Origin of the sequence: Massilia sp. UYP32, from assembly GCF_050434365.1 — a bacterium.
In the GTDB taxonomy this organism is placed as follows: Bacteria; Pseudomonadota; Gammaproteobacteria; order Burkholderiales; family Burkholderiaceae_D; genus Telluria; species Telluria timonae.
Genome location: NZ_JBNDIK010000017.1, coordinates 74,505 through 88,575, shown reverse-complemented (window position 1 = coordinate 88,575; position 14,071 = coordinate 74,505). Strand labels below are relative to the sequence as shown.

General features: G+C 68.7%; 12 protein-coding genes. All 12 read left to right on the top strand.

The window, feature by feature from the left end; all coding sequences use genetic code 11:
- The first annotated feature begins 90 nt into the window (after positions 1–90).
- The 12 genes from ABIB42_RS14980 (at position 91) to ABIB42_RS14925 (ending at position 13,953) form a co-directional block, all read left to right on the top strand.
- Positions 91–357, top strand: a complete 267-nt coding sequence (locus ABIB42_RS14980) for a VanZ family protein (RefSeq protein ID WP_229410123.1) — start codon at positions 91–93, stop codon at positions 355–357.
- Between the two features lie 17 nt (positions 358–374).
- Positions 375–1,133: a Crp/Fnr family transcriptional regulator gene (locus ABIB42_RS14975; RefSeq protein ID WP_429248589.1), complete on the top strand. Its 759-nt coding sequence runs from the start codon at positions 375–377 to the stop codon at positions 1,131–1,133.
- A gap of 252 nt (positions 1,134–1,385) precedes the next feature.
- The gene (locus ABIB42_RS14970; protein WP_429248588.1) at positions 1,386–2,186 is read left to right on the top strand and encodes an ABC transporter permease; all 801 of its coding nucleotides are present in this window, start codon (positions 1,386–1,388) and stop codon (positions 2,184–2,186) included.
- Positions 2,186–3,463 (top strand): ABC transporter ATP-binding protein, encoded by a 1,278-nt coding sequence (locus ABIB42_RS14965; protein WP_429248587.1) that lies wholly within the window; start codon positions 2,186–2,188, stop codon positions 3,461–3,463. Before ABIB42_RS14970 ends, ABIB42_RS14965 begins: the two co-directional genes overlap by 1 nt.
- A gap of 16 nt (positions 3,464–3,479) precedes the next feature.
- A complete protein-coding gene (locus ABIB42_RS14960) occupies positions 3,480–4,508 on the top strand; it encodes an FkbM family methyltransferase (protein WP_429248586.1) in 1,029 nt (342 codons plus the stop codon).
- Positions 4,505–5,827 carry an FkbM family methyltransferase gene (locus ABIB42_RS14955; RefSeq protein ID WP_429248585.1) on the top strand — a complete coding sequence of 441 codons (1,323 nt, stop codon included), beginning with the start codon at positions 4,505–4,507 and terminating at the stop codon, positions 5,825–5,827. Before ABIB42_RS14960 ends, ABIB42_RS14955 begins: the two co-directional genes overlap by 4 nt.
- Before the next feature lie 3 nt (positions 5,828–5,830).
- Positions 5,831–8,767: a glycosyltransferase gene (locus ABIB42_RS14950; RefSeq protein ID WP_429248584.1), complete on the top strand. Its 2,937-nt coding sequence runs from the start codon at positions 5,831–5,833 to the stop codon at positions 8,765–8,767.
- Between the two features lie 12 nt (positions 8,768–8,779).
- Positions 8,780–9,832 (top strand): glycosyltransferase family 2 protein, encoded by a 1,053-nt coding sequence (locus ABIB42_RS14945; protein WP_370659796.1) that lies wholly within the window; start codon positions 8,780–8,782, stop codon positions 9,830–9,832.
- Complete coding sequence (locus ABIB42_RS14940) at positions 9,825–10,199, top strand: GtrA family protein (RefSeq protein ID WP_005665468.1); 375 nt, start codon at positions 9,825–9,827, stop codon at positions 10,197–10,199. The genes ABIB42_RS14945 and ABIB42_RS14940 overlap by 8 nt, the downstream gene beginning before the upstream one ends.
- Positions 10,199–11,053 (top strand): GNAT family N-acetyltransferase, encoded by an 855-nt coding sequence (locus ABIB42_RS14935; RefSeq protein ID WP_005665467.1) that lies wholly within the window; start codon positions 10,199–10,201, stop codon positions 11,051–11,053. The genes ABIB42_RS14940 and ABIB42_RS14935 overlap by 1 nt, the downstream gene beginning before the upstream one ends.
- On the top strand, positions 11,043–11,819 hold the full coding sequence (locus tag ABIB42_RS14930) for a PIG-L deacetylase family protein (protein ID WP_219861207.1): 777 nt from the start codon (positions 11,043–11,045) through the stop codon (positions 11,817–11,819). Before ABIB42_RS14935 ends, ABIB42_RS14930 begins: the two co-directional genes overlap by 11 nt.
- Before the next feature lie 16 nt (positions 11,820–11,835).
- Positions 11,836–13,953, top strand: coding sequence for a DUF7024 domain-containing protein (locus ABIB42_RS14925; protein WP_429248583.1), 2,118 nt, complete (start codon positions 11,836–11,838; stop codon positions 13,951–13,953).
- Positions 13,954–14,071: the final 118 nt, after the last annotated feature.

Below are 14,071 nucleotides of genomic sequence, written 5' to 3'. Positions count from 1 at the left end.
TCTTGAATCTGGCGGGAAGCGATTGGCGAGATGGGTCTGGATGTGATGTTGTTCGTATGCGCGGCCCTCGGGCTCTGCGTGGGGTGCCTGGTGCCCAATCGCTGGCTGCCGCCGCTGCCGAACGATAAATTCCTGCATTTCGCCGCCTATGCCGTATTGACGGTGCTGGCGCTGCGCATCGCCCGGACCGGAAGCGAGGCCGCATGGTGGCTGGCCGGCCTGCTGATCGGCGGCTGGCTGATCGAATGCCTGCAGGCGCTGGTGCCTGACCGCCGCTTCTGCTGGCGCGACATCGGCGCCAACGCCGCCGGCATTGGCGGCGCCGCCATCGCCATGTTCCTGATCGGGCATTTTTGACGAGACCGAAGCAATCGATGAGTTCCACCACCAAGCTATCAGCACTCGCCAGCGCTTCCGACGCCGCCAACGGGGCCGCCCCGCAGTTGCAGGAACGCCAGATCCAGGTCCACCTGCGCAAGATTCCGCTCCTGGCCGACCTGAGCGACGAGGAAATCGCCAAGGTCAAGGGTGAGCTGCGCTACCGCCACTTCCCGAAGCGCTCGGTCGTCCTGCACAAGGGCGGCATCGGCGACGCCCTCCTGTTCCTGCTGTCGGGCCAGTTGCAGGTGATCGACGTGACCGAGGACGGGCGCGCGGTCGGCCTGCGCATGCTCGCGGCCGGCGACTTCTTCGGCGAGATTGCCCTGATCAATGGCTCGACCCGCTCGGCCTCGGTGGTCGCCACGACCGAGGTGCTGGTCGCCTTCTTGCCGGCCTCGACCGCCCTGCACCTGTTCTCGCACTCGCCGTCGGTGGCGCGCAAGATGCTCGGCCACCTGGCGCAGAAGATCCAGCGCGATTCCGAATTCCGCGCCCTGCTCAGCATTAACAACACGACGCGCCGCATCTACACCTATATCGCGCTGATGCAGCAAACCGAGGACAAGGACGGCCGGCGCGTGGTCGAGAACCTGCCGACCCACCAGGACATCGCCAACATGATCAATACGAGCCGCGAGACCGTCACCCGGGCGCTGCTGGTGCTGGCGCAACAAGCAGTCGTGCGGAAGGAAGCGCACCGGCTGATCATCCTCGATCCGGACGCGCTGCAGAGGTTGGCGCAGGGCAGTTAGGCGCCAGCGTTCGCACGACGCTTACTCGCCCTGACCTACGGGCCGTGCCCGCCAGGGCGATAGCGATCGCTTACATCCGCCGTACCGCGTTGGCCGGAGACGGTTCGGCGCGACATCTCCACAAGATGACACGTCGTTACAATTGAACAATTTGTGGGCTGGGCCGTGGGGTATAATCCCGCTCTTAACGCTCAGCATTATTATGACGACAACCCTTCCGACCTCATCCGAGGCACCTCCGACGACGACCCTATGATTTCGCCCCTGATGCTGCGAGGCCTGTGGGCCTACCGCGGTTTCGTGCTGGGCAGCGTCAAACGCGAATTCCAGTCGAAATACGCCAATGCCATGCTGGGCGCTGCGTGGTCCTTGCTTAGTCCGCTTGCCATGATCCTGGTGTATACCGTGATCTTCGCGGAAGTCATGCGCGCCAAGCTGCCCGGCTCGGACTCCACCTTCGCCTACTCGATCTACCTGTGCGCTGGCATCCTGACATGGGGCCTGTTCGCCGAGATCGTCGCCCGTGGACAAACCATGTTCCTGGAGCAGTCAAATCTGCTCAAGAAGGTCAGCTTCCCCCGCATCTGCCTGCCGGTGATCGTGGTGCTCAATGCCTTGGTCAATTTTGGGATCATCTTCGGCTTGTTTACCGTCTTTCTTGTTGCCACCGGCAATTTCCCTGGCCTGGCCTTCCTCGCCCTGATCCCGGTGCTTGTGCTGCAGGTGCTGCTGGCGCTGGGCATCGGCATGGTGGTCGGCATCCTCAACGTGTTCTTTCGCGATGTCGGCCAGTTCATGACGATCGCGCTCCAGTTCTGGTTCTGGTTCACCCCGATCGTCTATCCGGCCAGCATCCTGCCCGAGCACGTGCGGCCGCTGCTGGACTGGAATCCGATGGCGCCCGTCATCGGGGCCTGGCAGACGGTGCTGGTCAAGGGCCAATTGCCCGACTGGTCCACTCTGGGCTTCCCGCTGCTGCTGGCGATACTGCTGTGCGCGCTCGGACTGCGCATGTTCCGCAAGCGCGCCGGCGAAATCGTGGACGAACTGTGATGGGCGCGATCGTAGCCACCGGCCTGGGCAAGGCCTACAAACAATACAAGAACCGCTGGGCGCGCCTCGCGGACTGGACCCTGCCGGGCCAGCGCCATACCCTCAAGTGGGTGCTGCAGGACATCGGCTTCACGATCCAGTCGGGCGAGGCGGTCGGCCTGATCGGCGTCAACGGCGCCGGCAAGAGCACGCTGCTGAAACTCATCACCGGCACCACCCAGCCGACCGTCGGCGCCGTCACGCTGCACGGACGCGTGGCCGCCCTGCTCGAACTCGGCCTGGGCTTCCATCCCGACTTCACCGGACGCCAGAACGCGCTGATGGCGGGCCAGATGATCGGCCTCGACGCCGGCCAGGTCGAGGCATTGATGCCCGAAATCCTGGCTTTCGCCGACATCGGCGACTACATCGACGAGCCGGTGCGGGTCTACTCGAGCGGCATGCAGGTGCGCCTGGCGTTCGCGGTCGCGACCTGCGTGCGGCCCGACATCCTCATTGTCGACGAGGCGCTGGCGGTGGGCGACGTGTTCTTCCAGCAAAAGTGCTTCGCCCGCATCGAAAGCTTCATCAAGGCGGGTACCACGCTGCTGTTCGTTTCGCACAGCGCCGGCACCGTGCTGAACATCTGCGACCGCTGCATCTTCCTGCGCGGCGGCCGGATCGCCTTCGATGGCGCGCCGGCCGACGCCCTCGACCTTTACCAGGCCGAACTGCTCGGCCGCGCCGACCAGGCGCCGGATGGGATCCGGATCCAGAGCGGACCGGCAGCGCCGGCGCCGGTGGCGCGCGAGCATTTGACGGTCCTGTCCGGCAAAACCGGCAGCATCACCACGCCCGGCGCCGATTGCGTCGGCGTGCGCCTGCTCGACCGCCACGGCGAAGAGCGCGCCACGCTGATGGCCGACGAGGTGGTCACCCTCCAGGTCGACTACCTGCTGCACGAAGACGTGGCCGACCCCCACATCGGTTTCAAGATCCGCAACCGGTTCGGCGCCACCCTGTTCGAAACCAACAGCTACTGCATGCGCCGCCCTCCCGGCCCGGCCGCGCGCGGCGCGATCCTCTCCGCCGGATTCGCCCTGAACCTGTCGCTGTTCCCGGACGAGTACACGCTCACCGTCGGCCTGGGCGCCGGCGGCCACGGCGAAGGCTCGTTCGAGAAAGTGCTGAATTACCTGCACGAAGTGCGCAGCTTCGTGGTTGCCCCCAACCCTTCGGCGATCGTTTGGGGCGGCCTGGTCAACCTGCATCCGCAGCTGCAATTCAGCATTCGCTGACCCGATTGGAAACACCATGTCCGACAATACCCCGATCCCCGAGCAGAATCACGCCGCCATCGTACGCGGCCTGTACCGCGGCTTCCTCGGCCGCGACCCCGATCCGGCCGGCCTGGCCTACTGGAGCGGCCGCCTGGCCGAAGGCGCCGTCGCCGACGAGTTGCTGGCGGCCCTGATGACGTCCGACGAATACCGCCTGGGCCACGGCGCGCCTGGCGCCGCCGGCCTCGACACGCTCAAGACGCGCGTGGCGACTGCCTGCGCGCCGCTGCTGACGCGTCCGCTCACCGTGGTCGACGTCGGCGCCCAGGAGCTCGAGAATGAAGACCATGTCTACGCGCCACTGACCCGCCACGGCCTGCCCTACCGCATCGTCGGCTTCGAGCCGCAACAGGACAAGATCGAGGCCAGCCGCCGCAACAATCCGGACAGCCGCGTCACGCTGTACCCGACCTTCATCGGCGACGGCGGCCGCCACACCTTCCACGCCAATAACGACGACGCGACTTCCTCGCTGCTGCCGTTCAACCGCGCGCTCACCGCGCAGTTGCGCGACCTCGACCACCTGCACACGGTGCATACCGAAGAAGTCGCCACCAGCCGCCTCGACGACGTGCTCAGCCAAGAAGGCGCGGTCGATTTCCTGAAGCTCGATATCCAGGGCTTCGAACTGCCGACCCTCCGCCACGCCGGCGCCGTGCTGGCGCGCACCAACGTCGTGCATTGCGAGGTGTCGTTCGCGCCGATCTACGAAGGGCAGGCCCTGTTCTCGGAGATCGAGACGCTGCTGCGCGCGGCCGGCTTCTGGCTGCTCGATTTCTCTTCGCTGTGCCGCTACCCGAGCGTGGGCAGCGCGGCGCGCTCGCGCGACCGCCTTGGCTGGGGTGACGCCGTGTTCGTGCGCCAGGCGCTGGACGCGCAAGACCTGCTGGCCCAGGCCCTGGTCCTGCTGCTGGTCTACGACAAGCCGTCGGCGGCGCAGGCCCTCGTGCGACAGGCCGGCATCGGCGATCTGTCGGCGCTGTTCGACGAGGTGGGCGCATGAAGCCGTTTGTCTCGTATGCCCAGAATTCCGAAGACGTGCTGCTGTGGCGCGCGCTCGGCCACGTCAAGCACGGCTTCTACATCGACGTCGGCGCCAACGACCCGGTCGAACACTCGGTCACCAAGGCCTTCTACGAGCGCGGCTGGCGCGGCATCAGCATCGAGCCGCTGCCCTCCTTCCACCAGGCGTTCGAAGAGCAGCGCCCGCATGACGTCAACCTGGCCATCGCGGCCGGCGCCGCCGACGGCGAGCTGACCCTGTATGACGTGCCCGCCGTGCGCGGCTGGGCCTCGCCCGAGCAGTCGGTGGCCGAGATGCACCGCGCCGAGGGCCACGACGTGGCCGAACTCAAGGTGCCGGTGCGCACCCTGGCGTCGGTCTGCGCGGAACACGTGCGCGGCGAGATCCACTTCCTCAAGGTGGACGTCGAAGGATTCGAGGGCGAGGTGCTGCGCGGGATGGACTTCGCGCGCTGGCGCCCGTGGGTGCTGGTGATCGAGGCGACCCTGCCCAACAGCCGCGAGACCAACCACGAAAGCTGGGAGCACCTGGTGACCGGCCAGCGCTACCGCTTCGCCTGGTTCGATGGGCTGAACCGCTATTACGTGGCCGAGGAGCATCCCGAGCTGCTGGCCCACTTCGGCATCCAGCCGAACGTGTTCGACGGGTTCATCTCCTGGCACCTGGAGCATGCCTGGCAGGCCGAACGCACGCTCAACGAGGCGCTGGCCGGGGCCGGCCAGCGGGTGCGCGAGATGTCCGAGCAGACCGAGCACTACCGCGCGCAGAACACCGAGCTGCTGTGGCAGATGGACGGCGCCAACCAGCGCGCCGACCAGGCCAACGCGCGCGCCGACTATGCGCACGAACGCGCCGAGCTCGCCGAAGGCCGCATCGCCGCCGTGAACCAGGAGCTCGACCGCGTCCACGCCGACGCCGCCAAAATGCATGCCTGGGCGGTCGGCATGCAGAACCAGATCGCCGCCATGGAACAGAGCACGTCCTGGCGCGTGACGCGTCCGCTGCGCCGCGCGGGCAGCCTGGCGCGCAAGCTGCGCGGCCCGAACCTGCTGGCGCGCATCGTCAAGCGCCTGACCAGGGTCGAACTGCTGCGCCGCCTGTTGATACCGATCCTGCTGCGCTATCCGGCGCTGGGCCGGCGCGTGGCGGTGACGCTGGTCGCCGTCAAGCAGGCGGCGCCCGATCCGCTGCCGGCGGACGTCACCCACGTCCCCGACGAACTGAGGGGATTGCCGGTCTCGGTCCGCAACGTGCTGGCCGACCTGCAGCGCGCCCGCAATCCACACACAGGCACTTGAATCATGCGCATCATTATCGATCTTCTCGCTCATCCCGGCAGCGTCGCGCCGGCCGTCCTGGAACTGTGCGCCGCGCTGGCGCGCCAGGCGGATGGGCGGTGCGAGCTGTGGGTGGCCGCGCCCCTGCACGACATGGACGCGCTGGAAATCCTGCGTCTCGAACCAAGGCTGGCCGGGCGCGTGCGCGCCTTCGAGCTGTCGTCCGACACGCGCGTCGGCGCGCTGCTGCGCCGCCATGCGATCGCCGGCCTGGCGCCGGCCGCGGTGCTCGTCCTCGAAGGGCAGCCCGGCGCCGCTGAAGCCACGCCCTGGCCGGCGCTGTCGCGCGACCCCGCCGGCGCCCACGCGCCGGACGCGCTGCTCGACGCGCTGGTGGCCGCGGCCACGACGGCACGCGCGCAACCCGCGCCGATGCCGTCCGGCCGCCCGAAACTGGCCTACGTCTCGCCGCTGCCGCCGGTCCATTCCGGCATCGCCGACTACAGCGCCGAACTGGTGCCCGAGCTGTCGGCGTTCTACGACGTCGAGCTGGTGGTGGCCCAGGACAAGGTCGACGACCGCCGCCTGGACGGCATGCGCCTGCGCGACCCCGACTGGCTGCGCGCCCACGCCCACGAGTTCGAGCGCGTGGTCTACCACTTCGGCAATTCGCACGCCCACCAGCACATGTTCGAGCTGCTGCGCGACGTGCCCGGCACCGTAGTGCTGCACGACTTTTATTTCTCGGGCGTGCTCGACAACCTCGAGCGCGAAAAATACCTGCCCAAAGGCTTCTTGCGCGCGCTGTACGAATCGCACGGTTACACCGGCCTGCTGTCGCACCGCAAGGAAGGCCGCAATCCGTCGATCTGGACCTACCCGCTCAACAAGGCGGTGCTCGACCACGCCAACGGCGTGATCGTGCATTCCGATTTCTCGCGCACCCTGGCCGAGGAATGGTATGGCCCCGGCGCCGCCGACGGCTGGCGCACCATCCCGCTGCTGCGCGGCCGTCCGGACGGCGCCGCCAGCGACGCCGGGCGCGCCGCGGCGCGCGCCGCCGCGCGCCGCCGCCTCGGCCTGGACGACGACGCCTTCGTGGTCTGCACCTTCGGCATGCTGGGCAGCACCAAGCTCAATGCCGAGCTGCTGGACGCCTTCCTGGCGTCGCCGCTGGGCGCCGATCCGCACTGCCGGCTGGTGTTCGTCGGCGCCAACGATCCCGGCCCCTATGGCGAGCAGCTGGCCGAACGGATCGCCGCCAGCGCCGCGGCCGGCCGCATCCGCATCACCGGCTTCGTCGACGCCGCGGCGTACGCCGACTGGCTGGCCGCCTGCGACGGCGCGGTGCAGCTGCGCAATGCGACCCGCGGCGAGACCTCGGCCTCGGTGCTGGACTGCCTGCTGTACGGCGTGCCGACCGTGGTCAACGCCCACGGCTCGACCGCGCTGCTGCCGGACGACGTCCTGGTCAAGCTCGAGGACCGCTTCGAGACCGCCGACCTGGCGGCCGGCCTGGCCAGCCTGCGCGCCGACCGCGCGCTGCGCGAACGCCTGTCCGGCAACGCGCTGGAACACATGGCGCGCCATCACGCGCCGCCACAGGTCGGGCGCCTGTACCTCGAGGCGATCGAGGACTTCGCGCGCAATGGCCGCGACGCCGTCTACCGCCGCGTGGTGAACGCCGCGGCGCCGCTGGCGGCCCAGGCCGAGCTGCCGGCGCTGGCCGCCGCGATCGCGTTCAACCGCGCGCCGGCGCCGCAGCGCCAGCTGCTGGTCGACGTCTCGGCCATGGTGCAGTCCGACCTCAAGACCGGCATCCAGCGCGTGGTGCGCAGCATCCTGCTGTCGCTGTTCGCCGCGCCGCCGGCGGGCTTCCGGATCGAGCCGGTGTACTCGGTCGGCGCGAATCAGCCGTATTGCTATGCGCGCGGCTTCGGCATGAAGCAGGTGGGCGAATCCGAGCTGGCGCTGGAAGACGCGCCGTGCGAGATCCGTCCCAGCGACGTGTTCTTCGGCCTCGACCTGTTCACCAACGGCACCTCGCAGAACGAGCAGCGCCTGCTCGAGATGCGCGCGCGCGGCGTGGAGGTCTATTTCGTCGTCTACGACGTGCTGCCGATCCTGCGGCCCGAGGTGTTCCCGTTCGGGACCGAACAGTATTTCGGCGACTTCCTGCGCACCGTGCACAAGGTGGCCGACGGCGTGCTGTGCATCTCGCGCGCCGTGGCCGACGAACTGGCCGGCTGGGTGGAGAAGGAAAAGCTCGAGCGCCGCAGCCCGCTCAAGCTGGCCCACTTCCACCTGGGCGCCGACATCGACGCCAGCGCCCCGAGCTTCGGCCTGCCGCCGGACGCCGACCAGGTGCTGGCCGCCCTCGGCCAGCGCCCCAGCTTCCTGATGGTCGGCACGGTGGAGCCGCGCAAGGGCCACGCCCAGGCGCTGGCCGCCTTCGAGCTGCTGTGGGAGAGCGGGGTCGACGTCAACCTGGTGGTGGTCGGCAAGCAGGGCTGGATGGTCGAGAAGGTGTGCGAGCGCATGGCCGCCCATCCCGAAAAGTCCAGGCGCCTGTTCTGGCTGGCCGGCATCTCGGACGAGATGCTGCTCAAGCTGTATGCGAATTCCTCGGCCCTGCTGGCGCCGTCCGAGGGCGAAGGCTTCGGCCTGCCGCTGATCGAGGCCGCCCAGCACGGCATCCCGATCCTGGCGCGCAGCCTGCCGGTGTTCCGCGAGGTGGCCGGCGAGCACGCCGCCTACTTCGAAGGCCTGGCGCCGCAAGACCTGGCCGACGCCGTCAACGGCTGGCTGGCGCTGCAGCGCGCCGGCACGGCGCCGCCATCGACCGGCATGCCGTGGCTGACCTGGGACGGCAGCGCCCGGCAGGCGCTGGACGCGCTGGTGCGCCAGCGCTGGTACAAGACCCTGCCTGGATCAGCACAGGCGGGCGTCAATACCCGATAATAATAAAATCCCATGAACGTCACCGTCACCCAAGCCATGAACGCCATCGACCAACCGGCCGGCGCCCGCGCCGCCGGCGCCGCACCTGCGCCCGCAACGATCGCAGTGGTGATCCCGAGCTACCGCGTCACCCGCCACATCATCGGCGTCATCGCCGGCATCGGTCCCGAAGTGGCGCGCGTCTACGTGGTCGACGACCGCTGCCCGGACGGCAGCGGCGAGTTCGTGCGCGCCAACTGCCGCGACCCGCGCGTGACCGTGCTCGAGCACGCCGAGAACCAGGGCGTGGGCGGCGCCGTCATGACCGGCTATCGCGCCGCCATCGCGGACGGCGCCAGCGTGATCGTCAAGATCGACGGCGACGGCCAGATGGACGCGTCCCTGATCCCGGTGTTCGTGGCCCCGATCCTGGCCGGCGAAGCCGACTACACCAAGGGCAACCGCTTCTTCAACCTCGAACGGCTGGGCGCGATGCCGCCGGTGCGCCTGTTCGGCAACGCCATGCTGTCGTTCATGACCAAGCTGTCCTCGGGCTACTGGCACCTGTTCGATCCGACCAACGGCTATACCGCGATCCACGCCGATGCCGCGCGCTACCTCCCCTTCGACAAGATCAGCAAGCGCTACTTCTTCGAAAGCGACATGCTGTTCCGCCTGAACACGCTGGGCGCGGTGGCGGTCGACGTGCCGATGGACGCGGTGTATGGCGACGAAGTGAGCAACCTGAAGGTCTCGAAGGTCATCACCGAGTTCGCGGTCAAGAACGTGCGCAACTTCTTCAAGCGCCTGTTCTACAACTACTACCTGCGCAATCTGTCGGTGGCCTCGCTCGAGCTGCCGATCGGCGTGCTGCTCACCACCTTCGGCCTGGTGTATGGCGTCGCGCACTGGATCGCCTCGGCCCAGAGCGACGTCGAGACCCCGGCCGGCACCGTGATGCTGGCCGCGCTGCCGGTGATCATGGGCGTGCAGCTGATCCTGGCCTTCCTGAACTACGACATCGCCTCGGTGCCGAGCCGGCCGCTGCACAAGAAGACGCTGTTCCGGCGCCGCCGCGATGATTGACGCCGCGCGCCTGCGCCAGTTCGGCGTATTCGTGGCCGGCGGCCTGCTGTGCGCCGGCATCGACGTCGGCCTGATGCAGCTGCTGGTCATGAAAGGATTCCACCACACGGCCGCCGCCAGCGCCGGCTTCGTGGCCGGCCTGCTGGTCAACTACGCCTTCCACAGCCGGGTCACGTTCGACCAGGCGGCGTCGAAAAGCAGCTTTGCCCGCTACATGTGCGTGGTGGGCCTGAACTATGGTTTGACCATCGCCTGCGTCGCGCTGACGGTGGCCCTCGTCGACAACCCGCTGGCCGGGAAGATCCTGTCGCTGCCGCTGGTGGCGGTGAACGGATACCTGCTCAGCCGCTACTGGATCTTCAAGTGATGCGCATCGCTTCCATTGCCCATGACCAGGCCACGCTGGCGCAATACGGCGCCCTGTTCGCCGCCTGCTTCCCCGGCGCCGACAAGTTCACGCCCGAGTATCTCACCTGGCTGTACGCCGCCAACCCGGACGGCCCCGCGGTCGGCATGGACGCCTGGGACGGCGAGCGCCTGGCGGCCCACTACGTCTGCATCCCGCAGCGCGCCTGGGTCGAGGGCCGCGAGGCGCTGGTCCTGCTGTCGCTGAACACCGCCACCCACCCCGACTACCAGGGCAAGGGCCTGTTCACCAAGCTGGCCGCGGCCACCTTCGAGGCCGGCGCCGCCGCCGGCTTCGACGGCGTGTACGGCGTGGCCAACGCCAACAGCACGCCGGGCTTCGTGCGCAAGCTGGGCTTCCAGCTGGTGCGCCCGCTCGAGGCGCGGGTCGGCCTGGGCACGCTGTCGCACGGCCCCAAGGCGCCCGCCGCGCAACTGTCGTTCGAACGCAGCTGGACCCCGGAGGCCCTGGCCTGGCGCTGCGCCAACCCGCACAATCCGGTGCACCGCCGCGCGCATGGCGCGCGCCAGCAGTTCTACGCCGCCGCCTTCGGCCTGCGCCTGCCGGCCTATGCCGAGCTGGATGGGCCGCTGCAAGCCGCGCCGGACAACGGCGCCGCGCCGCTGCTGTCGCCGCTGCGCCTGCTGATCGGCCTGGCCCCGGACGCCAACGCCAGCTGGTGGAATTACGCCAGCATCCCGCAGCGCCTGCGGCCTTCGCCGCTGAACCTGATCTACCGCTCGTTCGTGCCGCGCGTTTCCGCGCTCGATCCTTCCCGTATCCAGTTCAGCTTCCTCGACTTCGATGCCTATTGAGCCGGTCGCCCTGTTCCTGTTCGCGCACCAGGACGACGAGTTCGGGGTGTTCGAACGCATCGCCACCCTGCGCCGCCAGGGGGTGCGGGTGGCCTGCGCTTATCTCACCGACGGCCAGACCGCGAAGAGCAGCGCCGCGCAGCGCAACGCCGAATCGCTGGCGGTGCTCGCGCAACTGGGCGTGGCCCCCGGCGACGTGATCTTCGCCGGCCAGCAGCTGGGCATCGGCGACGCCCGCCTGCCGCTGCACCTGGAACAGGCCGGACGCTGGATCGGCCAATGGATCGACAGCTTCTGCCCGATCGAGGCGATCCATGTGACGGCCTGGGAAGGCGGCCACCACGACCACGACGCCCTGCATGCGCTGACGGTGACCCTGGCCTGTGAACGCGGCCTGCTGGCACGCACCTGGCAATTCTCGCTGTACCAGGCCGAGGGCCTGGGCGGACCGCTGTTCCGGGTGCTGGCGCCGATGGCGGCCAACGGCCCGGTCGAAGCGACCCCGATCTCCTGGGCCGCGCGCCGGCGCTACCTGCGCCTGTGCCTGTCCTATCCGTCGCAGCGCAATACCTGGATCGGCCTGTTCCCCTTCGTGCTGCTGCACTACCTGCTGCGCGGCGAGCAGGCGCTGCAGAAAGTCGATCCGGCCCGTCTGGACGAGCGTCCGCACCCGGGCCCTTTGTACTACGAAAAGCGCAAATTCTTCGACTGGGAGCGAATGCACGCGGCGATCGCGGCATGGCGCGCCCTGCCTTCCCGACCATAATAAAAAGGAAACCACGATGCTGCCTGCGGCCACGCCTGCAACCGACAAACGCGAATGGCTGATCCTGGCCGCCGGCCTGGCGGCCGTCCTCGCCTGGCTGGCGCTGCGCAACCACGGCCTGTATCCGGCCATCTTCGCCGACGAGTGGTACTACAGCAGGATGTCGCGCCTGCAGCCGCTGGCCGAAGCCATCGTGCCGTCCTATCTGTACCTGTGGCTGTTCAGCGCCACCAGCGCCTGCGGCACCGGTTTCTATGATTGCGCGCGTTTCGGCAACGTGCTGCTGTATGTCGGCGCCGGCCCCTTCATCTACATGATCGGACGCCAGGTGGCGCGGCCCGTGGTGGCGATCGCCATCACCCTGCTGTGCCTGATGGGGCCGTTCAACCTGTACACCGCCTTCTTCATGCCCGAGGCCACCTATTACTTCGGCGTCCTGGTGCTGAGCTGGATGCTGCTCACCCGCGCGCGCTGGGGCTGGGCACGCCTTGCGCTGTCGGCCGGCCTGGTGCTGGGCATGATGAGCCTGGTGAAAGTGCATGCGCTGTTCCTGCTGCCGGGCCTGTGCCTGTTCCTTGTGATCGCCGCCCGGATGGAAGAATCCGCCGACAGCGGCGGTGGTGGCGCCGGCGACCGCAGTGGCCGCGGCTGGCTGCGCGAGGGCGCGGGCGCCGCCCTGGTGCTGGCCACCAGCGCCCTGGCCGTCAAGTTCGGCCTCGGCTACGTGCTGGCCGGCGACGCCGGCCTGAGCCTGTTCGGCAGCTTCTACGGTTCCACCGCCAGCTCGAGCGCCGGCAGCAAGCTGGGCCTGCTGGCCGCGGCTGGCTTCATCAACGGCCGCGGCCACCTGATGGCGCTGGCGATCCTGCTGCCGCTGCCGATGGCGATCCTGCTGCAATGGGTGCTCAGCCGCGCCACGCGCGAGGCCGCCGCCCTCCGCTTCAACCGCCTGGCGCTGTACGCCTTCCTGATGCTCGGCTCGGCCGCCGGCATGACGGTGGCCTACACCGCCTCGATCGCCGGCGTCGGCCCGCAGGAAGTCCTGCGCCTGCACCTGCGCTACTACAGCTTCACCTTCCCGCTGCTGCTGCTGCTGGCCGGCGCCGCATTCTCGATGCCGGCCCTGCGCACCGCCGCGCCGCGCGCGCGCGTCGCCGCCGCCGTGCTGGTGGGCGCCGCCATCGTGGCCGCGCTCGCGCTGCTGCCGCACTATGCGCTGGCTCCGATCGACAGCCCGGAAATCACGTCGATCGACGTCGCCCTGTGGAGCGGCTGGATGGTCGGCGGCCTCGGCCTGCTGGCGCTGGCGTTGTGGGCGTTCGGCCAGCAGAGCGCGGCCTCGCTGTTCCTGTTCGTGCTGCTGCCGACCACCGTGGCGCTGGGCGCCCAATTGACCACCGCCTACCTGGCCCAGATCGTCTCTGGCTGGGCGCCGGACCACGCAGGCATCGCCGCGCGCGACCACGTGCCGCGCCACGAGCGCAACCAGATCACGATCGCCGCCTCCCGGGAGGTGGACATCATGCGCGCCCAATTCCACATCGACGACAATGACAGCGCCATGCTGGAACTGGCGCCGGGCGCCCCGATCGAAAGCTACCAGCTGCCCGTGCGCAAGAAGTGGCTGCTGGTCATCGGCCAACACCCGTTGCCAGCCGACGTCAAGCCGGTAATCAAGACCGACGATTACGCGCTGGTGCGCCTGGCCGGCGAATTCCATCCGATCGGCGCCTTCCAGCTGTCGCAGGAACTGGTCGAAGGCGGCTTGCTGACGCGGTTCGAGGGCCTGTCGCATGCCGAGGGCTGGGGGCGCTGGTCGGATGGCAAGCAGGTGGCGCTGCACTTCGCCCGCCCGCTGCCGAAGCGGCTGGACCTGATCATCAAGGGACGCGCCTATGCCGACAATGCGGGCCTGCCGTTCACCGTGCGCGTGGGTGAGCAGAGCGCCACCTTCCGCCTCCCGGGCAGCGTCCAGGAAGCGCGGCTGCGCCTCACCACCGACGGCACGCAGCGCACCCTGACGATCGACGTGCCGAAGCCGATCTCACCGAAGGCGCGCGGCGAATGGCCTGATCCGCGCGAGCTGGGCATCGGCCTGGTCGAGATCGCAATCGGCAACAGCGCCGACCAATGAAGAAGCCTTGATGGCGTGAAAAAATAGTGGTGCAGCAAGCCTCGGCGGCATAGCCGCCTATTTGGCGTCCCTGCGGCGCCTCTGTGCGCTCACGAACGGAGACACACCGGCCACTACG